We start from the raw sequence: 20,784 nt of genomic DNA, 5'->3' as shown, positions 1-20,784 counted from the left end.
TTTGCCTTTTTTATTCAGAAAAGAGGTATCATACTCCCCTTATATTGAAAAACACACTCTGTGTGAATTTAGAATATCCAATAGGGAATAAATATAACCTGTGGCAAAAAAGCAAAAACTCACGAAAGGCCAAGTTCGCCGAGTTCGAACCAATCAAAAAAAGCGTTTAGCCCAAGAAGATTCAATCCAATGGGATGAAAACATGTTGGGTGGCATGCAAAAAGGCTTAGTCATTTCTCGCTTTGGTCAACATGCTGATATTGAAGACTTAGAAACCGGTGAAATTCAACGATGTAATTTACGCCGAGGCATCGAGAGTTTGGTATCTGGTGATCGTGTAATTTGGCGGCCGGGTCTTGAATCCATGGCCGGTATTTCTGGTGTAGTCGAAGCAGTAGAACCTCGTAGCTCAGTATTGGTGCGTCCAGATTACTACGATGGGGTGAAACCCGTTGCTTCTAATGTCAACCAGATGGTGATCGTTTCTTCTGTCTTGCCAGAGCTATCATTAAACATTATCGACCGTTATCTGATTGCGGCTGAAACCTTGCATATTGCACCATTGATTGTATTAAATAAAACTGACCTTATTCCTACCGGTGAAGAAGCGCAATATCAACAAGCGTTAAGTCATTATAAAACCATTGGTTATGATGTTTTGTTTGTAAGCCGAGAAACTGAAGATGGTTTATCGGAGCTGCAAGATGCTTTAAAAGATCGATTAAGTATTTTCGTTGGCCAATCTGGCGTGGGTAAATCCAGTTTAGTAAATGCCTTAATGCCTGAAGTAAAAGTATTGGAAGGTGATGTCTCTGAAAACTCAGGTTTAGGTCAACATACAACGACGACAGCGCGGTTATATCATTTCCCTAAAGGCGGTGATTTAATTGACTCTCCTGGAGTGCGCGAATTTGGTTTATGGCACCTAGAAGCCGATGAAGTGACCCAAGCTTTTATTGAATTTCGTCCTTACCTTGGAGGATGTAAATTCCGTGATTGTAAACATAATGATGACCCTGGCTGCTTACTCCGTGAGGCCGTCGAAAAAGGTGACATCCCTCGCGTACGCTTTGAAAACTATCATCGCATCATCGACAGTATGGGCGAAAACAAAGCTAACCGACAATTTTCTAAAAATAAGAAAGATTTATAAGCTATCCAAGGGTTTTAGATATACACATTCAAAAGCTGACAATGAATTCACTTTTGAGTAAAATCAGCGACCCTTTTCGTCGCTTTGTGCGAAATGTTCAACAAAAACGGATATTCACGTGATAGATAAAATGAAAGTGACTCTGCAATATTGGATCCCACAACATGGTTTAACTCGTTTGATGGGTAAATTGGCCTCAGCCAAAATGGGCAGCCTCACGACCGCCTTTATTCGCTGGTTCATCAAGCAATATAACGTCAATATGGATGATGCTGTTCATTCCGATCCTGCTTACTTTAATAGCTTTAACGAATTTTTTGTTCGTGAATTAAAAGAAGGCGTACGCCCTATTACTGAAGGGAATAGTGTCATTGTTCATCCTGCTGATGCTCGCACCAGCCAGTTTGGTCCGATTGAAAATGGTCGCTTAATTCAAGCAAAAGGACATGATTTTTCAGCGAAAGAATTATTAGGTGGCGATAAAGCCTTAGCGGATGAGTTCATCGATGGTGAATTTGCAACCTTATATCTTTCACCTCGCGATTATCACCGTGTTCATATGCCATGTGATGGTATCCTTCGCCAAATGATTTATGTGCCAGGCGATCTTTTCTCGGTTAACCCATTAACCGCCGCGAACGTACCAAATCTTTTTGCGCGTAATGAACGTGTGGTGTGTATTTTCGATACTGAATTTGGCCCAATGGCTCAAGTGCTTGTCGGTGCCACTATCGTTGGCAGTATTGAGGTGGTATGGGACGGCACCATTACCCCGCCAACAGGCTCTTCCGTACACCGTTGGAATTATGACACGAAAGGCGAAAAAGCCATTCGACTCAAAAAAGGCGAAGAAATGGGCCGTTTTAAACTTGGCTCAACGGTTATTAATCTATTCGCTAAAAACCAAATTCGCTTTGATTCAAGTATGGAAGAGGGTGAAGTAACCGTACTTAGGACGCCTTATGCGCACCAATTAAAAGCTGATACTTTACACTCTGATAAAACAAAAACTTCCGCGCAATTAAGCGAGCAATAATTTTCACATTGAGTGTATTTAGGAGGATGGCTATCTATGATTGCCATCCTTTTTTATATCCCACAATATTTGTACTCCGCATTAGAAAATCTCACTAGCCAAACCCTCTTCACTTCTACTACTATCGATTATCAAAGACTTAAAAGTGTGGTTTATTATGCTTATCATTGCTCACCGTGGCGCTCGCTCCACCCACCCAGAAAATACGCTCGTTGCCATCCAAGCCGCAATGGACATGGGTGCAAAAGCAATTGAAATAGACGTGCATGAACATGATGGGCAACTCTGGGTATTCCACGATAAGTGGCTAAATCGCACAACGGATCACATAGGCAAACTAAGCTGGCTGAGTGCTGAAAAACTGAAACAAGTGAAAGTCGCTAAAACGGAAGCCATTCCAACGTTAATCGAAGTACTAAGACAAATAGATGGAAAGTGCGCCTTAAACATCGAATTGAAAGGCATTAATAATCATGACCTGCTGTACCAGCATTTACACTTCGCTTTAGAAGTTTGTCATTTTCAACTAGAACAGCTAATTGTTTCTTCGTTTAATCATGACTGGTTAAAGCAATTAAAAGAAGAACAGCCCCAATGGTTAATTGGCGCACTATCGGCCTCCAAAGGCATAGATAAATCTTTATTTGCAAAAACATTGGGGGCCACCAGCATTAATTTAGATTTAGACATCATCGATGAAGACTATGTACGCCACGCTAAACAATTAGAGCTCAGTGTTTATGTTTATACCGTCAATCAACCTGAAGACTGGCAATGGCTCAACGAAATAGGTGTGGATGGTGTCTTTTGCGACTGCCCCGCTCAAGCCATTGAATATTACCCACAACCGCCTCACTTTGTATGGCAATAACCCCTACTTAGTATTCAAAGAGTAAAAATAAATGTCCTATGAATGGTTTGCTTTAGCCGCCGCCGCTTTATGGGCTATTTCCAGCTTAATTTCAGTCGTGCCTGCCCGGCATTTAGGCTCATTTGCTTATAGCCGTTGGCGCATGGGGTGTACGGCAATCATGCTGACTAGCATGGCATGGTTTATTGGTGGTTGGGCAACGATAGAATCTAGCCATATTATCCCAATGGCTCTATCTGGCTTAATTGGTATCTTCATCGGTGATACGGCTTTATTTGCTTGTATGAACCGCATGGGACCTCGCATGGCAGGGTTGCTTTTTTCTTGTCATGCTGTTTTTTCGGCAATACTCGGCTATTGGTTATTTCATGAAACCCTAAGTGCTCTTGAATTATTAGGAGCCATTCTAGTTTTTTCTGGTGTGGTCATCGCGATCTTTTTTGGCCGCAAACAAGCCAATCAACATACCTGGGAAACCGTACAAGGAAAGTTACATATTGCGATTTGCTTAGGTCTACTTGCCGCTTTGTGCCAAGCCATGGGTGGCATCATTGCCAAACCCATCATGCAAACGTCGATTGATCCAGTAGCCGCATCAGCCATTCGGATGATTACCGCATTCATTGCTCACCTTACTCTAAGAGCGTCAGGGGCGAAGATTGCCAAGCCACTACAAGCCATCAATTGGAAGATTCTAGGGGTAACCGCCGTCAATGGTTTTCTTGCGATGGCGGTAGGTATGACATTGATTTTATACGCCTTACAAAAAGGTAATGTCGGCATGGTGGCATTATTATCGGCCACCACACCCATCATGATTTTACCTTTGCTTTGGATCTACACAAAAAAACGCCCTTCTCCTTTTGCTTGGCTCGGCGCACTGTTGGCGGTTACTGGAACAGGCGTATTGGTCGCTATTTAATGCATATCTATGGATATATAAACTATGCTCGAGGAAAGGCAAATGCGGTCACTTGATCAATATGATCACAGTCGATCGCGAGCATAATTAAGCGATCAATACCCAATGCGACCCCCGCACATTGCGGTAAACCGGCTTCAAGCGCAGCAATCAAATGATGATCAATCGGCTGAGGTAATAACCCCATCTCGACACGTTGTTTATTATCGCTTTCAAAACGAACTAATTGCTCTTTAGCATCATCTAATTCATGAAAACCATTGGCTAACTCAATACCTTTAAAATAAACCTCAAATCGGTCTGCAACACGCTCATCATTTTGGTTAATTTTAGCTAAAGCAGCTTGTGAGGCTGGAAAATCATAAACCATTACTGGCACGTTTTTCCCTATGTACGGCTCAATACCAATACTGAATAACAATTGCAGCAACGTATCTCTGTCTTGTTCAGGTTCTGCAATATCCGCTAAACCAAGGGTAGTTGCCACTTGCTTCAACTGCTGCATACTCCCTTCTAGTGGACACACTTGTAACACTTGCAAGAATGCTTGTTGGTAGGTCATCTTTTCGCATGGTTGGCACGATAAAATCTGTTGCAGTAACGCATCCATTTCAGTCATCAGATCATGGTGATCAAAACCGACTCGATACCATTCCAACATCGTAAATTCAGGGTTGTGATAACGGCCATTTTCTTCATTACGAAAGGCTTTATTGATTTGATAAATACAACCACTACCAGCAGCCAACAAGCGTTTCATGTGAAATTCAGGGCTAGTCATCAAAAAGACGGGTTGACCATGTGCGAAATCCGGACCGATGAATTCAGTTTTAAAGGTATACAGATGAACATCGGTCACCGTCGCATGGCTCATGGCTGGCGTATCGACTTCAAGCACATTTCTACTAGCAAAAAATGCACGGATTTGTTGTATCAACTTTGCTCGCTGTTGGAGATGAGGAATTGAAGCTGAAGGTTGCCACTGCTGCATAAGAAACTCGAAGATAAAAAATCAGAAAACTAGTTTAATGAAAGTGATAACGATAACCAAGAACCGGTTCTAAAAAATAACCCCGATGCATACTCAAAATCACCGAGGCTATTCCATTAATATATGTTGTGCTCATATGCTAAAAACGATAGCAGATGAATCCATTAGTTAAACTGGTATTTATAAACGATACCTAATTGCTCATCATGACCGTAACTATTGTCTTGCACGAAACCATAGGCAGCAACAGATTGACGTTTGGTAATACTGTATCCTGTCCCTAAAGCAAATATATAACCATGGTAATCATTCGATCCCAATGACCCCGCAGCAACACCTAATAAGCGCCATTTATCCGTCAATGGTTTTAAAGCAAAAGTACCTAAGTAACCTGAAGAGCTGGAATTAGGAACATACATAATCCCATCAGCTAAATCATTAAAATCAACATTATCCGTTCCACATTCTTCATTGCTATAACAAACAACCTCTCCATCATTGTAGGTATACCCTCCCATGATAAAAACCTGAGTCCCCCATGGTGTAAAACCAAAATAACTCAGTGGCATAAAAGTACCAATACTGTAGTTATTTTGGCTCGAACCATCATCAAACTCTTTTTTACCGAAGTTGACATTAACAATACCAACATCAAATAACCAAGAACCACCGAGGCGCCACTCTTCTCCATCAGCATCTACTGACGCATTGATCTTATTGACCGCGCCTAAACTCAACGAACCTGAAAACTTTAATTTATCCCCACCATAACTTGCTCCAACCTGTGTAACCACTTTCGTAGGGTCTTCCGCTAGTTTATTTTTTTCCTTTTCACGTTCTCCATCTTGCAGAGATTCATTCTTATCCTTGCTTTGAATAAGGGGGGGCGTTATCAGAGGCATCATGGCCTTCTACCGCGTATGTGGGTGACACGATCAAGCAGCTCAATAAACCTAACCATAGTCCTTTAGCATGAAAATTATTCATATTGATCCTTCGTTTATTACCGTACTTAAAATGATAGAACGTTATTTGCTTCTTATTGTAAAAGCCAAACCGGTAAAAGAAACATCTTTTCATTTCACAATAAAAACAAATACCACTAAAGGATAGTAAATCGACGTTTAATATCGGTTAGATCAATTTATTAAGAGAAATTGTTCTTTAAACTGGAGAAGAAAAAAATTTATAACTAAAACCTTTTCCAATCGTGCTTATTAAATCAATACTTTATCGGCACACCTACATACTGGAGGATAACTGTGAAAGTCATAACCACAGATATCGCAGTCATCGGAGCTGGCGGCGCTGGCTTACGTACTGCAATTGCGGCAGCAGAAGCAAACCCTGAACTTGAAGTAGCACTAATTTCAAAAGTGTATCCAATGCGTTCACATACGGTTGCTGCCGAAGGCGGTTCAGCGGCAGTTATCAAGGAAGAAGACAGCTTAGATAATCACTTCAACGATACCGTTGGTGGTGGTGACTGGCTATGTGAACAGGATGTTGTTGAATATTTCGTTGCGAATTCTACTCGCGAAATGATCCAAATGGAGCAATGGGGTTGCCCTTGGAGTCGTAAAGAAAATGGCGATGTGAACGTACGTCGTTTTGGTGGTATGAAAATAGAACGTACTTGGTTTGCCGCCGATAAAACTGGCTTCCACATGCTGCACACCCTTTTCCAAACTTCGATCAAATATCCAAACATCAAACGCTTTGATGAGTACTTCGTGGTTGACCTCTTAGTTAATAATGAAGGGCTCGACGGCGAAGACGACGCAAAAGAAGCACAAGGCATTGTTGCGATCCACATGTCTGAAGGCGAGTTAGTTGCGATTAAAGCAAAATCAGTGGTACTTGCTACGGGTGGCGCGGGCCGTGTTTACCACACCAACACCAATGGCGGTATTGTGACTGGCGATGGCATGGCAATGGCGTACCGTCATGGCGCACCGCTACGTGACATGGAATTTGTGCAATATCATCCAACAGGTTTACCAGGCACAGGCATTTTAATGACCGAAGGTTGTCGTGGTGAAGGCGGTATTATCGTCAATAAAGATGGTTACCGTTACTTGCAAGATTACGGCATGGGCCCTGAGACTCCCGTCGGCGAGCCTAAGAACAAATACATGGAGCTTGGCCCGCGTGACAAAGTATCTCAAGCTTTCTGGCATGAACAGCAAAAAGGCAACACCATCAAACACCCTCTTGGTGATGTAGTAATGCTCGATTTACGTCATTTAGGTGAAGAATATCTAAATGAACGCCTACCGTTTATTTGTGAACTAGCCAAAGCTTACGTCAACGTTGACCCTGCCAAAGAGCCAATCCCAATTCGCCCAACGGTTCACTACACTATGGGCGGTATTGAAACCAACGGCCAATGTGAAACTCGCATTAAAGGCTTATTCGCCGTCGGTGAATGTGCGTCCGTAGGCTTACATGGTGCTAACCGTTTAGGTTCAAATTCATTAGCTGAGTTTGTCGTTTTTGGCCGCGTAGCGGGTGAACATGCCGCCGAACGCGCTAAAGAATTCAAAGGCTGGAATGAAGAGAATATTAATGCTCAAGTTAACGCAGTTAAAGCACGTATTGATGCATTAATGAATCAGGAAGGCGACGAAAGTTGGTCAGACATTCGAACTGAAATGGGCCACTCAATGGAAGCCGGTTGTGGTATTTACCGTCAAGAAGATTTAATGCAAGCCACCATAGATAAACTGACTGAACTGAAAGCTCGCTACAAAAAAATCAGCATTCAAGATAAAGGACAAGTGTTCAACACTGACCTTTTATATGCGATTGAAATTGGCTACGGCCTTGATGTGGCAGAAGCAATGGCACAATCGGCAATCCGCCGCACCGAATCTCGTGGAGCACACCAACGCTTAGACGAAGGTTGCACCACTCGTGATGATGAAAACTTCTTGAAGCATACGCTTTCTTTCTATCAAGAAGATGCGGCTCCCATTATCGATTATAGCCCTGTAAAAATCACAAAATCTCAACCAAAAGCTAGGCTATACGGCGCAGCAGCTGAAGAAGCTGCCGCCAAAGAAGCCGGTGAACAACAAGCGCAGGAGAAATAGCCATGTCTGCGACTCAAACAAGAAATCAAAAAGTTCACATGACGCGTTACAACCCAGAAGTGGATGACGCGCCCTACTTACAAACCTTTGAGGTGCCTTGTGATGACACCACCTCGATCTTAGATGCGATTGGTTATATCAAAGATCACTTGGATAAAAACCTGTCTTACCGCTGGTCTTGCCGTATGGCAATTTGTGGTTCGTGCGGCATCATGGTCGATAATGTGCCAAAGCTGGCGTGTAAAAGTTTCATGCGTGACTACCCAACTGGCGTCACAATTGAACCTTTAGCCAACTTCCCCATTGAAAAAGATTTGATCGTCGATATGACGCCATTCATTGAGCGTCTAGAAGCTATCAAACCTTACATCATCGGTAATAATCGTAAACCTGAAGATGGTACCAACAAGCAAACGCCAGCGCAGATGGAAAAGTACAAGCAATTTGCCAACTGCATCAACTGTGGACTGTGTTACGCAGCTTGTCCTCAGTTTGGTTTAAACCCTGAATTTATCGGCCCAGCGGCTTTAACTCTTGCGCATCGTTATAACCTTGACAACCGTGATCACGGTAAAGCCGAACGCATGAAACTAATCAATAGTGACAACGGCGCTTGGGGTTGTACTTTTGTCGGATTTTGTTCAAAAGTTTGTCCAAAGCACGTCGACCCTGCTGCTGCTGTCAACCAAGGAAAAGTGGAATCTTCAATGGATTTCGTTATCTCTATGTTTAAGTCTGAGGAGATCTAGGATGAGTAAACGTAAGCCTTATGTACGAACTATGGAGCGTGCTTGGTGGAGCAAACATCCGTTCTACCGCTTTTACATGGTTCGCGAAGCCACCGTTATACCCCTTATCTTGTTCACATTGTTTCTACTTTGTGGCCTTGCAAGTTTGGTGAAAGGCCCACATGCATGGATAGAATGGCAACACTTTATGCAGAGTCCTGTCGTAGTTGCGATAAACATCGTTGCACTTGCTGGTAGCCTATTTCACGCTGCTACCTTTTTTAGCATGATGCCGCAAGTAATGCCGATCCGCGTGAAAGGTAAACTACTGAGTCCGAAAGTAATTATTGCCGCACAATGGGGCGCAGTTACTGTGATCTCATTGTTTGTATTGGCTTTGGTTTAGGAGATAGACATGATTAATCCCAACCCAAGACGTTCTGACGAACCAATTTGGTGGTCTTTATTTGGCGCAGGTGGCACATGGTTCGCCATGATAACGCCTGTTACTATTTTAGTACTTGGTATCTTAATGCCGTTCGGTATATTTGATTTAGGTACGTTTAACTTCTTAAGAGCCCATACTTTTGCTAGTAGCTTTATCGGTGCATTATTTTTAATCGCCTCTATTGCACTGCCAATGTGGCATGCCATGCACCGTGTTCACCACGGTATGCACGATCTTAAATTCCACACAGGTCTAATCGGCAAGATTGCTTGTTACGCATTTGCCGCATTAGTCAGTGTGTTAGCGATTGTGTTTATTTTCTTACTGTAGGAAACACAGTTTGAGTAGCGGCCGATTTACTGGCCGCAATAAAAATGGGCCGCTGACTCATCAGCGATCCATTTTTATAGGAACGAAAAACGCTTAACTTACTTCATACTGTCGAGCATGATATTAACGTTATGGGTAAATGCATCAATGTAGGTTGCAGCTTCACCATCCGATTCAGTTAACGATTCTGGATACAGTTCTCCACCTGCTTTAGCGCCGGTCGCTTTTGCTATTTGTTCAACCAATCTTGGGTCAGTTTGATTCTCAATAAAATAAGCTTGGATACCTCGCTGTTTAATCTGCTGAATAAGCTTAGCAACTTGGTTGGCACTGGCTTCCGATTCTGTTGAGAAACCAACTGGAGATAAAAATTCCACCCCATATTCTTGACCAAAGTAACCAAATGCATCATGACTGGTTAATACTTTCCTCTTTTCTTGTGGAATACCAGCAAATGACTTTTTAGCCCAGCGATTTAATTTCTCTAGTTTATTAATGTATGCCTGCCCATGTTGACGGAAATAATCCGCATCTTCCGGAGAAGCGTCAATTAATGCCTCCATCACATTTCGTGCATATTGCTCACCATTCTTAGCGCTATTCCAAGCATGAGGGTCAGTAATGATTTCTCCATCCTCATCCATTTTACGCGTGGAGATGCCCTCTGATGCAACAATGACTTTACCTTGATAACCAGAAGCTTGGACTAATCGTTCCATCCAACCTTCTAAACCTAGCCCACTAACAAAAACCACATCAGAACCTTTGAGTAAGACGCTATCTTGAGGCGTTGGTTCAAATGTATGGGGATCACCACCAGGGCCGACTAATGAAGCGACTTCCACATGTTCACCACCGACTTGCTTAACAATATCGGCTAACACCGAAAAACTTGCCACCGTTTTGACTGTTCCAGCAAAAGCAGCCTGACTTGAAATTAGCAGTAATGTAACAACACCTTTAGTCCAACTTTTCATCATATTTCCTTCTTAATTGCGTTGGGGATAAACATTTTATAAACAGAAAAGATTCCATATTGAGAACCGAAAAAAACTGAAAATAAAAAGAATAAAGTTGCGACGAGAACAATCGCAGGGCCTGCAGAGATAGATTGGTACCAAGACCAACTTAAACCTAAAATTGAGCTAAAAATTCCGACAATAACTGAAATGAACAACATTCTCGGTAAGCTATTTGTCCAACAGCGTGCTGAAATCGCAGGCAGCATCATGAGTCCCACTGTCATTAACGTACCTAACACTTGAAATCCGGCGACAAGACTCATCACAACCAACGCCATAAATAAGACATGAATAAGAATGGGGAATCGACTTGAACTCACTTTTAAAAATGAGGAATTAAAAGACTCAAATACGATCGCTCGCTAAAAAACAGCTAAAATGAGTAGGCTGACAGAACTAATCATACCGATAAAAATCAGTGCACTAGAATTGACGGCGAGGAGTGAACCAAATAATAAATGCAACAAATCCACCCCATTACTATGTAATGAGACAAGCGTTACCCCTAATGCCAATAAACCTAGATATAAACCTGCGAATGCTGAGTCTTCATGTAATTTTGTTGCAGAGCTTATCCAACTGGAAATAAGTGCTATACAAAGGCCCGCAATGAAACCACCTAACCCCATTGCCAGCAAAGACATACCTGCGAATAAATAGCCAATGGCGACACCCTGCAGTACAGCATGTGACAGTGCATCACCAATAAGACTCATTCTACGTAATAATAAAAAAACGCCTAAAGGAGCCAAGCTTAATGATAGTGATAGGCAAGCCACTAATGAACGGCGCATAAAGCCAAATTGAACAAAAGCATCCCATACATGTAATGTCATACTCATGCCTCAACAATGCTTAGTTTTATTTTTTCATTTACCATCAAATGTGGTTCAGCCCACCGGAACGAATCGTGGAAATGAGGCAGTATTTTTTCAGTCTTTCCCCATAAAACGTCTTCTTCTTTCAGTAACAAAAGATCAGAAAAATAACGATGAACAATATCGGTCTGGTGTAACACGGCAATAATTGTTTTCCCGGCTTGATGTAACTCCATGATCAAATTCAGTAAAACATCTCTCGTTTTAGTATCTATCCCAACAAACGGCTCATCCATCAGCATAACGTCACTATTTTCCACCAACATTCGTGCAAACAGCATGCGCTGAAATTGCCCACCAGATAGTTGATCAATCGTCTTATTGGCTAAATCTAAAATTCCAACCTGCTCCATTGCGAGATGAACACGATGATAGTGAGTTGCTTTGAGAGCCCTAAACAGGCTTAGCTTAGGCCAGCAGCCCATTGAAACAACATCCATCACTTGGATCGGAAAAGAGCGATCAACTTCTGCCAATTGCGGGAGCCAAGACATCGTCATTTCTTTAAAGCCCGGAAAATGAATATACCCCTCAAGAGGCTTTTGTACTTGAGCAATTGTCCTCAATAACGTTGATTTCCCGGTTCCATTGAGCCCCATGACCGCAGTTAAACTTCCGGATTGAAAGCAACCATTCATTTCTTTCACTAAAGGTTGTTTTTCATATCCAATGACTAAGTTCTTTAAATGAATCATAAAAGCTGTCCTGCCCAATGCACCGCACTCCACAGAATAACTAAAAGCAAGAGGGTTCTTAGCACTCGGTTCATACTTGAATGGTTGGTAGCTGAAGTGTTAACGCGAGAACTTGCAGAGACTTTCATAATTAAACACACTTTGCTACATGTAATGGATATGTTACAACATAACATTTATATGATAGTAAAGGATAATTGAAGGTGATTATTTCATGCTTAAAAGGCAATCTATCAAACCATATGAAATACCTCTCCTCTTTCATTTATTATTGACAGGTTATTTCACCAGTCGGCGTAAAGAGTTTTCTTCGGTTTTTACTTAGATCTATATCAGCTGGAATGGAGGCTACATAACTCATCAATTGATACACTGGATGAGATTTAATACGTTAAGTCATAGGAGTCGTACATATTCATCTCCCCTTACTCTTTAAGTGCTTTTAATTACAGAGGAAAATAGCTTGAAAGCCAGTAATATATTGGATGTTTTCATGAATACATCCCCTTCCATACATTTAAGCCAAGCGTTATTGCATTTCAAAGAATAAATAGTTGTCATATAAAATATTATTCTTTTACATCTGCCATGTTTAACGAAAAAAAGCTTTTATAGAATCAAATTTCATATTTTCACATTGTTGTTATATAGAGATTTATCATGAAAACAATTTTATTTGCTCTTGCTATCCTTACGATGAGTGGTTGTTCTGGTTTAAACCAAACTGACAAACAATTTTCTAGCCATGCAGAAAGTGTCAATGTCCTTTTTTTACAGATTCCTGGAAATACAATGGAGCGTGCGAATAATTTAGTACCAAAAGATGCCGATGTTAAAACCGTACATTCAACCCCTTCTGATATGACATCTGTTATTGGTATACTTAACCGCCTGATAGGAATCGAAACCGTTTCTATCTCTGGAAACTTAGAAAGTGAATAAGATCAAAATTATATAGCAGATTATTTAACAAATTTACTATCAAAAAATAAAGCGAGTCACTTAAGTGACTCGCTTTATTTTATACAACTTAACTTATAGAGCTAAAATTTATACTCTACTTAACACGACCCACATACTCACCAGTACGAGTATCAACTTTCACTACCTCGCCAATCGCGATAAATAATGGAACGCGAACGACTGCGCCAGTGCTCAATGTAGCAGGCTTGCCGCCCGTTCCTTGAGTATCACCTTTCAGGCCAGGATCCGTTTCGGTTACTTCAATCTCAACAAAGTTTGGCGGAGTGACTGTGATAGGGTTATCATTCCATAACGTTAGAGTACAAACGTCATTTTCAACTAACCATTTAGCCATATCGCCGACAGCTTTTACGTCTGCAGCAATTTGCTCAAAAGTTTCGTTGTTCATGAAATGGTAAAATTCGCCATCGTTGTATAAGTAGCCTAATTCAACATCGACTACGTCAGCCAGTTCAAAGCTTTCACCAGACTTGAACGTTTTCTCTAACGTTTTTCCAGACAAAAGTTTGCGAAGCTTTACTCGGTTAAACGCTTGGCCTTTACCAGGCTTAACGTATTCATTTTCGATGATTGAGCAAGGCTCATTATCCAACATGAATTTTAAACCGCCTTTGAATTCATTGGTGCTAACTGTCGCCATGATTTCCTCTTACAGATCTTTGAGTTGATTTCAATGCCGCCTATGATAACCCGAAAAGTCATTTCTGTTGAGAAAAACAGTCCTAAATCCTTGTCTTCCTCTTCACAAAGTAACGCTAAAGCCGAAAATACTTGGTTAACTGAATTGGCTGGTGCGGTTTCCAATCCCCTTGAATTACTCAAGCAACTTGAAATCGACCCCACGCCTTGGCTGGCAGGATTGCAAGCTCGTCAATTATTTGCTCAACGTGTACCTCAAAGTTTTATTGATCGAATGGAAAAAGGCAATCCATACGATCCTTTATTGCGTCAGGTACTGCCATTAAATGAAGAATTTGAAATTCACGATGGTTATTCAACCGACCCTTTGGATGAGCAAGACAACGTACTGCCTGGCTTATTGCATAAATATCGTAGCCGCGTGTTAATGATCGTGAAAGGTGGCTGCGCGATTAACTGTCGTTATTGTTTCCGTCGCCATTTTCCTTATCAAGACAACAAAGGCAATAAAACCACTTGGCAACAAAGCCTTGACTATATCGCCAGCCATCCAGAATTAGATGAAGTCATTTTGTCCGGTGGTGACCCTTTAATGGCGAAAGATGCAGAATTACAATGGCTGGTTGAAGGCATTAGTGCTATTCCACACATTAAAACCCTTCGAATTCATACCCGTTTACCTGTGGTGATCCCCTCTCGAATCACCAATGGATTATGCGATCTATTAAAACAATCTCGCACCAATGTGGTTGTGGTGACTCACATTAATCATGCCAATGAAATCAACCGTCAATTAATAGAAGCATTAATCGAACTGAAACGCGCTGGGGTACACTTACTGAATCAAAGCGTCTTATTAAAAGGCATTAATAATAGCATTGAAGCACAAGCAAACCTCAGCCATGCTTTATTTTCTGCTGGCGTGCTGCCTTACTATTTGCACGTTTTAGATAAGGTTCAAGGAGCTGCGCATTTTTATGTTTCCGATGAAGAGGCTCGTCAAATTATTCAAGGCCTAATGATTCAAGTATCGGGGTATTTAGTGCCGAAATTGACACGCGAAATTGGCGGTGAGAAAAGCAAAACACCACTAGACTTACACTTACTAAAACCACAAGGCTAAAACGGATGGAACTCGAAGATGTTTATCGTCGTGATTTGAATCTGCTGGTTGCGTTACGAGTATTAATTGAAGAAGGCAGTGTCAGCAAAGCCGCAAACCGATTAAATTTAAGTCAGTCGGCCATGAGCCGTGTGCTTGGACGACTACGAGTGATGCTTGGTGATCCTTTATTTACACGTCAAGGCCAATCGCTTATTCCTACTCAAAAAGCGTTGGAATTAGACAGCGAATTGTCTTCCCCACTTGAACACTTACGAAGCTTGCTGTCTCCTCAGGATTTTAGCCCAGAAAATTGTAAACAGAAGTTCACGATAGCCACCACCGATTATGCGATGCAAACTATCTTGCCGTTTGCGCTACCACGCCTTTACCAAGAAGCACCGAATATTCGCTTAGAACTGGTGCCACTTCAACATGACCATCTGGCGCAGCAATTAACCCGCCAAGGCGCCGATATGGCAATCTGCCGCCCTACGTATTCTGTTGCGCCCTTACACCATGAGAATTTAGGTAAAGTTAGCGTCTTTTGTTTATTATCGACCAATCATCCTTTGGCCAATGTGAACTTAACGTTAAACGACTATTTAAACGCCCCACACGCCATGATTGCCATTAGCGATGGCGTTAAAGCGTTAATTGACGAGGCATTATCCTCTCATCCTTTACCACCATTGATATTACGTGCTTACCACCTTGAAGCGGCACTTGCCATTATGGATACCCTACCGCTAATCATTACGGTTCCGGCCGATTTAGCCTATTTGGTCGCAAAGCGCCATAACCTTGTCATCAAAAAGCTGCCTTTTAAATTAACCCCTTTTGACTATTCATTAATTTGGCACTCACGTTGCGAACATTCTTCCGCGCAAAAATGGTTACGTAACGTTGTAAAACAAGAGTGCGGGAAATTAATAGCACAAAGAGTTGAAGTCATGGGAATAGAATAAAGAGACATCTAAGTTGTCGTTTATTTCGACAAACAACAGCCAAACGAACAAGAGAAAAATCACACAATAAAAAAACCAAGCAGCGACTCATTTCAAAGTACTGCTCAGCCTTTAAGAGTATTAGAGAAAACCTCTAAACTGTCATGATCGAGTTTTAAGTTTTCGGCATTAGATCTTAACGACCACTCGCCCAGTCACTTGTCCATTCGTGATGTCTTCTGCGTATTGAGCCACCTCTTCTAAGCGTATTTCTGTACAGGCTTGATCAAAATAACTCGCAGGAAGAAGTTTAACCAATTTGTTCCATGCTGCGGTACGCTTCTCTACTGGGCAGCTAACTGAATCAACCCCTTGCAGACGAACATTACGTAAAATAAACGGCATCACCGTAGTCGGCAAATCAAAACCTGCTGCCAAACCGCAAGCCGCCACCACGGAGTTGTAATCCATTTGCGCTAATACTTTTGCCAGCACTTTACTGCCCGCAGTGTCTACCGCACCCGCCCAAATTTGTTTTTCTAATGGGCGAGCAGGTTCTTCAAACTCACGGCGTTCAATGACACGAGAAGCCCCGAGTTTTTCTAGCCAAGGACCATTTTGTTCAATACGCCCGGTGACGGCGGCAACCTTGTAACCGAGCTGGCTTAATAACGTAACCGAAACCGACCCTACGCCACCACTTGCGCCTGTCACCAATATTTCACCATCTTCAGGTTTTACACCCGCATCTACAATAGCTTGAACGCATAACATCGCGGTGAACCCTGCGGTACCAACCATCATGGCTTGCTTACTGTTAAAGCCTTGTGGCAAAGGCACTAACCAATCCGCTTTCAAGCGTGCCTTTTCAGCCATTCCACCCCAATGATTTTCACCAACGCCCCAACCCGTTAGAATAACCTTGTCACCTTCACGATAGCGGTCATCTTGAGATTCTAAAACCGTACCCGCAAAGTCAATTCCCGGAACCATTGGGAATTGGCGAATAATTTTGCCTTTCCCTGTGACCGCAAGGCCATCTTTATAGTTAATTGAGGAATAATCGACCGCCACCAACACTTCACCTTCGGGCAACTGGCTTTCATCAACATGTTCAATATTGGCAATTGTACGTTTATCTTCCTGGTTCAACACTAAAGCTTTAAACATAACGTCTCCAAATCGGATGGGGGAATTTATTTTATTCCCATGTGTGCACACTAAGCGATTTAAAACTCAACTCTTCAATAAATAAAAGGTTTTAAAATCAATCTGTCATCCAGTATAGGCAAAAGCCCACAATGAAAATAGTGAAAGCAATTCATTTAATCTATGCATAATATGCATACCAAGTGGCTCCAAGATACTCCCGTAGGGCGAGTTAAAACGGATCGTGATATAAGGCTCGTTTTATTCTCGCTGAACACGCATCTTGGTGTTACTTGAAGATACATCTCAACCATAAAAATTATTTTAATTTAAATTAAAAATTATCATCAAAAATCCGCTGGATAAAAATCATCAATGTGCCATATTGCCTTCTTTAACATCATTTTAATCAAGGATAATTCAGCGACTATGGATCCACAGTGGCTCAACATAGAACCATTCAATTGGTGGTCAATTATTGCCTGCTCCGTCAATGGAACCTTAATTGGTTTAGAGCGCCAATTACGAGGTAAGCCCGTTGGCATTCGTACCGCAATTTTGATCATCTCCGGCACATACCTTTTCATGGCAATGGCAGTTTCGTTGTCACCAAACACGCTTGATCAAGCACGAGTCCTTGGGCAGATCATTACTGGTGTTGGTTTCCTAGGCGCGGGCGTCATGATGACGATGGATGGTAAAATTCATGGCGTAACCTCGGCAGCCGTGATCTGGGTTCTCGCCGCTCTGGGGTTAATGATCGGTTTGGGGCATGAGAAACAATCCGTGATTTTTACCGTACTTACTCTCGCGGTCTTGCTCGGGGTCGATCAAATTGAAAAAAGCTTTCAAAGCTTGCGCAGGGGCGTTCATCAAACCATTCAAAAACGCCGTCGCCCCAAAACCATTAATATGAATCGTACTCTCAAAGAAGAACATAGTACCGAAGATTAAGGTCTATATTGAACGGGGATAGAGGCGTAACTCAACAACTACGCTTCTTATTCCCGCAGTGCTCAGCCCTGAAGCGTTTTCACTTCAACCTCGTAGCCTTTATGCACATCTCCGATAAAATCCACATAATTGTGAATGGCCGGCAACGCATCATCGACATGGTGAGACACATACAAAAGCTGGCTTAAATTTTCTTGTGCAATCATATTTAATGTATTCATCACCAACTTACGGTTGATAAAATCTAACCCTTGATAAGGTTCATCTAAGATCAATAGTACCGGTTGTTTAATCAACGCGCGCCCGATCAATAATAAGCGTTGCTGACCATAATCAAGCTGCTTAAAGCTGATTTTTTCAAACTCGCTCATATGTAAAATGGCGAGCCAATCTTTGGCTAAATCGACCTGTTTTTTACTCGGTTTTTGATACAAACCTATCGAATCAAAAAAGCCTGACAACAAAACATCAACCGCACTACAACTGACTCTGTATTGTAAATGCAACGCGGAAGACACCACACCGATTTGCTCTTTAACTTGCCAAATCGTTTCGCCACTGCCACGAGGTTTGCCAAACAAGGTAATGTCATTGCTATAGCATTGCGGGTGGTCACCTAATATCAACCCCAATAAGGTGCTTTTTCCACAGCCGTTTGGTCCACGTACTTGCCAATGCTCACCATTATTAATGCGCCAGTTAACGTCTTTAAATATCAAGCCATCGGTGTATTCTACTTTGCCCGATTTCAGTTCAACTAAGGGATCAGGGTATTTCGGCTGATAACGCCGAGACTTAATGAGATCCAATACTTCTTGGCTACGCTCTACTGACAGCGCCATAAGTTGCGCCATTACAGGGTGAGCATGCCATTTCTCAATCGTCATGGTGTCACTCAACTTATTCACCACTTCACCTGATTTTTTAATCTCAGAATGAAACATGGCAACATGAGTAATACATTGTGGAATTTCATCTTCACGAGAAGTCATGATGAGTAATTGCATGCGATGTGAAAGTTGCATTAATAACGCTGAAAGGCTTTGCTGATGGGCAAGATCTAAACCTGCATAGGGTTCATCTAAGATTAACAATTCTGGTTCCTTAGCCAGCGCTCTTGCTAACATGACTCGACGTGTCTCCCCCGTAGAAAGTTGTCGAAAACCACGCTGACGCAAATGCAATAAATCCGTTAATACTAATAGTGCTTCAAGTTGAGTATCATGAACACACTCTTCTTGAACTAACGCTTCAACACTCGATCCATAATCAAAGCGATCCATGAAGTCGGTATCATCTTCTGCTAATTCTTTTTCGAGTAAGTCCTGCTGCAAAGATAAAGACACCCATCCAATAGAATCTGGTAAGCCTTCAATATTCTGACAGGCCACTTTATCGTAGCCACTTAACACCTTCCCTAAAACAGAGCCACAATGACTATAGCTAGAAAAAATCACCCAATGCTGAGAAGGCTTAATTTGCCAATTTTCAATCAATAAAGACGAGGAAGGATCGCTAAGATGGTGAATATGAATCGTCATTAAATGTCACATCCTTATGAACAATGCATGCTGAAATGTATGGAAAGCATAACAAATATTCCCAAGTAACCTCAAAATACTTTTACCTCATGAAAACAATAACCTAAACCACACAACATAAGAACATGAATTTTATTCATAATATCATTAGGTAAAATCAATATTACTCACCCAGTTAACAAAGTATAAACATCTTAAGCGTTTCACTTTATCCATATTGCTGTTGATTTTTAATGAAGCTTTTTAGAAAAAATCAACGGACAAGGAAGATCAAAAAGGGAATTAAAACGAGATGAGTATTAATAAAGAATTTACATTTACCCTTAAGAGCATTTGCCTCGATGAAAACTATCACCCATCAGTCAATACTCGCATCACAACGAACTTTGCTAACTTAGCCAGAGGCGATTATCGTCAATCCAACCTACGTAATGCGTTAGCAATGATTAACAACCGTTTTAATGCCTTAGCACGCTGGGATAACCCAACGGGAAACCGCTATTCTGTTGAGTTGGAGATCGTTTCAATTGATATTGATGTTGAAGGTAACGGCGAATACTTCCCATCAATTGAAGTATTAAAAACCAATATTGTCGATAAAAAAACCAACCAGCGCCTCGAAGGCATCGTGGGAAATAATTTCTCCTCTTACGTTCGAGATTATGATTTTAGCGTATTACTCCAAGAGCATAATAGAAACCAAACTAAATTTAGCATTCCAGATAACTTTGGTGAATTGCACGGCAACATTTTCAAAGCATTTATTAATTCAGACATTTACAAGAGCAATTTTGATAAACCGCCCGTAATATGTCTGAGCGTTTCTGATAATAAAACCTACCATCGTACGGCAAACCAACACCCGGTATTAGGTGTTGAATATCAGCCCAATGAATCTTCATTAACTGAGCAATACTTCAAAAAAATGGGGTTACAGGTTCGCTACTTTATGCCACCTAACAGCGCCGCGCCATTTGCTTTTTATCATGTTGGAGATTTACTCAATGATTACACCAATCTCGAGCTTATAAGCACCATTAGCACGATGGAAACCTTCCAAAAGATATACCGACCGGAGATTTATAATGCGAATACTACCGCTGGTGAATCTTATAAACCTGATCTGAAAAATATGGATCACTCTTTAACGCAAATTGTTTATGACCGGGAAGAACGCAGTGCGTTAGCAAGTGACCAAGGTAAATTTGCTGAAGAGCACTTTATTAAACCTTATCAAAGAACCCTTGAGCAATGGTCTGTTCAATACGCAAAATAATGACATTGCATCGCGACGTTAGA

The 20,784-nt window shown here is 41.6% G+C and carries 20 protein-coding genes and 1 pseudogene; 13 read left to right on the top strand and 8 right to left on the bottom strand.

Annotated features, from left to right (window positions below; genetic code table 11):
• The first annotated feature begins 100 nt into the window (after positions 1-100).
• From rsgA to VCASEI_RS01725, 4 genes are all read left to right on the top strand, one after another.
• Positions 101-1,153: a small ribosomal subunit biogenesis GTPase RsgA gene (gene rsgA, locus VCASEI_RS01740; RefSeq protein ID WP_086959275.1), complete on the top strand. Its 1,053-nt coding sequence runs from the start codon at positions 101-103 to the stop codon at positions 1,151-1,153.
• Between the two features lie 121 nt (positions 1,154-1,274).
• Positions 1,275-2,189, top strand: a complete 915-nt coding sequence (asd, locus tag VCASEI_RS01735; RefSeq protein WP_089110339.1) for an archaetidylserine decarboxylase — start codon at positions 1,275-1,277, stop codon at positions 2,187-2,189.
• A gap of 157 nt (positions 2,190-2,346) precedes the next feature.
• Entirely contained in the window at positions 2,347-3,060 is a 714-nt protein-coding gene (locus VCASEI_RS01730; protein ID WP_086959277.1) for a glycerophosphodiester phosphodiesterase, read from the top strand.
• 31 nt (positions 3,061-3,091) lie between these two features.
• Positions 3,092-3,982 (top strand): DMT family transporter, encoded by an 891-nt coding sequence (locus VCASEI_RS01725; protein WP_086959279.1) that lies wholly within the window; start codon positions 3,092-3,094, stop codon positions 3,980-3,982.
• A gap of 22 nt (positions 3,983-4,004) precedes the next feature.
• Here the strand turns inward: VCASEI_RS01725 and epmA are convergent, their stop codons facing one another.
• The gene (epmA, locus tag VCASEI_RS01720) at positions 4,005-4,973 is read right to left on the bottom strand and encodes an elongation factor P--(R)-beta-lysine ligase (protein WP_086959281.1); all 969 of its coding nucleotides are present in this window, start codon (positions 4,971-4,973) and stop codon (positions 4,005-4,007) included.
• Positions 4,974-5,137: 164 nt separating this feature from the next.
• Positions 5,138-5,878: a hypothetical protein gene (locus VCASEI_RS01715; protein ID WP_089110322.1), complete on the bottom strand. Its 741-nt coding sequence runs from the start codon at positions 5,876-5,878 to the stop codon at positions 5,138-5,140.
• Between the two features lie 357 nt (positions 5,879-6,235).
• On the opposite strand from VCASEI_RS01715, the gene frdA reads away from it, so the two are divergent.
• The 4 genes from frdA to frdD are packed head-to-tail and all read left to right on the top strand — an operon-like array spanning position 6,236 to position 9,574.
• On the top strand, positions 6,236-8,068 hold the full coding sequence (gene frdA, locus VCASEI_RS01710; protein WP_086959285.1) for a fumarate reductase (quinol) flavoprotein subunit: 1,833 nt from the start codon (positions 6,236-6,238) through the stop codon (positions 8,066-8,068).
• Positions 8,069-8,070: 2 nt separating this feature from the next.
• A complete protein-coding gene (locus VCASEI_RS01705; RefSeq protein WP_086959287.1) occupies positions 8,071-8,817 on the top strand; it encodes a succinate dehydrogenase/fumarate reductase iron-sulfur subunit in 747 nt (248 codons plus the stop codon).
• A gap of 1 nt (position 8,818) precedes the next feature.
• Complete coding sequence (gene frdC / locus VCASEI_RS19555) at positions 8,819-9,202, top strand: fumarate reductase subunit FrdC (RefSeq protein WP_086959289.1); 384 nt, start codon at positions 8,819-8,821, stop codon at positions 9,200-9,202.
• Between the two features lie 9 nt (positions 9,203-9,211).
• Positions 9,212-9,574 (top strand): fumarate reductase subunit FrdD, encoded by a 363-nt coding sequence (frdD, locus tag VCASEI_RS19550; protein ID WP_086959291.1) that lies wholly within the window; start codon positions 9,212-9,214, stop codon positions 9,572-9,574.
• Between the two features lie 98 nt (positions 9,575-9,672).
• On the opposite strand, the gene VCASEI_RS01695 is transcribed toward frdD, so the two are convergent.
• The 3 genes and pseudogenes from VCASEI_RS01695 to VCASEI_RS01685 form a co-directional block, all read right to left on the bottom strand.
• A complete protein-coding gene (locus VCASEI_RS01695) occupies positions 9,673-10,551 on the bottom strand; it encodes a metal ABC transporter substrate-binding protein (RefSeq protein WP_086959293.1) in 879 nt (292 codons plus the stop codon).
• Positions 10,551-11,390 (bottom strand): annotated as a pseudogene (locus VCASEI_RS01690) (metal ABC transporter permease). The gene VCASEI_RS01695 and the pseudogene VCASEI_RS01690 overlap by 1 nt, the downstream one beginning before the upstream one ends.
• A gap of 44 nt (positions 11,391-11,434) precedes the next feature.
• Positions 11,435-12,169 carry a metal ABC transporter ATP-binding protein gene (locus tag VCASEI_RS01685; RefSeq protein WP_086959295.1) on the bottom strand — a complete coding sequence of 245 codons (735 nt, stop codon included), beginning with the start codon at positions 12,167-12,169 and terminating at the stop codon, positions 11,435-11,437.
• A gap of 660 nt (positions 12,170-12,829) precedes the next feature.
• Here VCASEI_RS01685 and VCASEI_RS01675 point away from each other — a divergent pair.
• Complete coding sequence (locus VCASEI_RS01675; RefSeq protein ID WP_086959299.1) at positions 12,830-13,111, top strand: hypothetical protein; 282 nt, start codon at positions 12,830-12,832, stop codon at positions 13,109-13,111.
• Positions 13,112-13,226: 115 nt separating this feature from the next.
• On the opposite strand, the gene efp is transcribed toward VCASEI_RS01675, so the two are convergent.
• Entirely contained in the window at positions 13,227-13,793 is a 567-nt protein-coding gene (gene efp / locus VCASEI_RS01670) for an elongation factor P (protein WP_086959301.1), read from the bottom strand.
• 33 nt (positions 13,794-13,826) lie between these two features.
• Between efp and epmB the strand changes: the two genes are divergently transcribed.
• Both epmB and VCASEI_RS01660 read left to right on the top strand, forming a co-directional pair.
• Positions 13,827-14,915, top strand: a complete 1,089-nt coding sequence (gene epmB, locus VCASEI_RS01665) for an EF-P beta-lysylation protein EpmB (protein WP_086959303.1) — start codon at positions 13,827-13,829, stop codon at positions 14,913-14,915.
• Positions 14,916-14,920: 5 nt separating this feature from the next.
• Complete coding sequence (locus VCASEI_RS01660) at positions 14,921-15,862, top strand: LysR family transcriptional regulator (protein WP_089110323.1); 942 nt, start codon at positions 14,921-14,923, stop codon at positions 15,860-15,862.
• A 168-nt stretch (positions 15,863-16,030) separates the two neighbouring features.
• On the opposite strand, the gene acuI is transcribed toward VCASEI_RS01660, so the two are convergent.
• Entirely contained in the window at positions 16,031-17,011 is a 981-nt protein-coding gene (gene acuI, locus VCASEI_RS01655) for an acrylyl-CoA reductase (NADPH) (RefSeq protein ID WP_086959308.1), read from the bottom strand.
• 408 nt (positions 17,012-17,419) lie between these two features.
• On the opposite strand from acuI, the gene VCASEI_RS01650 reads away from it, so the two are divergent.
• Positions 17,420-17,944 (top strand): MgtC/SapB family protein, encoded by a 525-nt coding sequence (locus VCASEI_RS01650; protein WP_086959310.1) that lies wholly within the window; start codon positions 17,420-17,422, stop codon positions 17,942-17,944.
• Between the two features lie 62 nt (positions 17,945-18,006).
• Here the strand turns inward: VCASEI_RS01650 and VCASEI_RS01645 are convergent, their stop codons facing one another.
• Positions 18,007-19,485 (bottom strand): ATP-binding cassette domain-containing protein, encoded by a 1,479-nt coding sequence (locus VCASEI_RS01645; RefSeq protein ID WP_086959312.1) that lies wholly within the window; start codon positions 19,483-19,485, stop codon positions 18,007-18,009.
• 298 nt (positions 19,486-19,783) lie between these two features.
• Between VCASEI_RS01645 and VCASEI_RS01640 the strand changes: the two genes are divergently transcribed.
• Positions 19,784-20,761, top strand: a complete 978-nt coding sequence (locus VCASEI_RS01640) for a DUF1852 domain-containing protein (RefSeq protein WP_089110340.1) — start codon at positions 19,784-19,786, stop codon at positions 20,759-20,761.
• Positions 20,762-20,784: the final 23 nt, after the last annotated feature.

This window comes from Vibrio casei (assembly GCF_002218025.2).
In the GTDB taxonomy this organism is placed as follows: Bacteria; Pseudomonadota; Gammaproteobacteria; order Enterobacterales; family Vibrionaceae; genus Vibrio; species Vibrio casei.
This window is presented reverse-complemented; position numbering and strand designations above follow the sequence as displayed.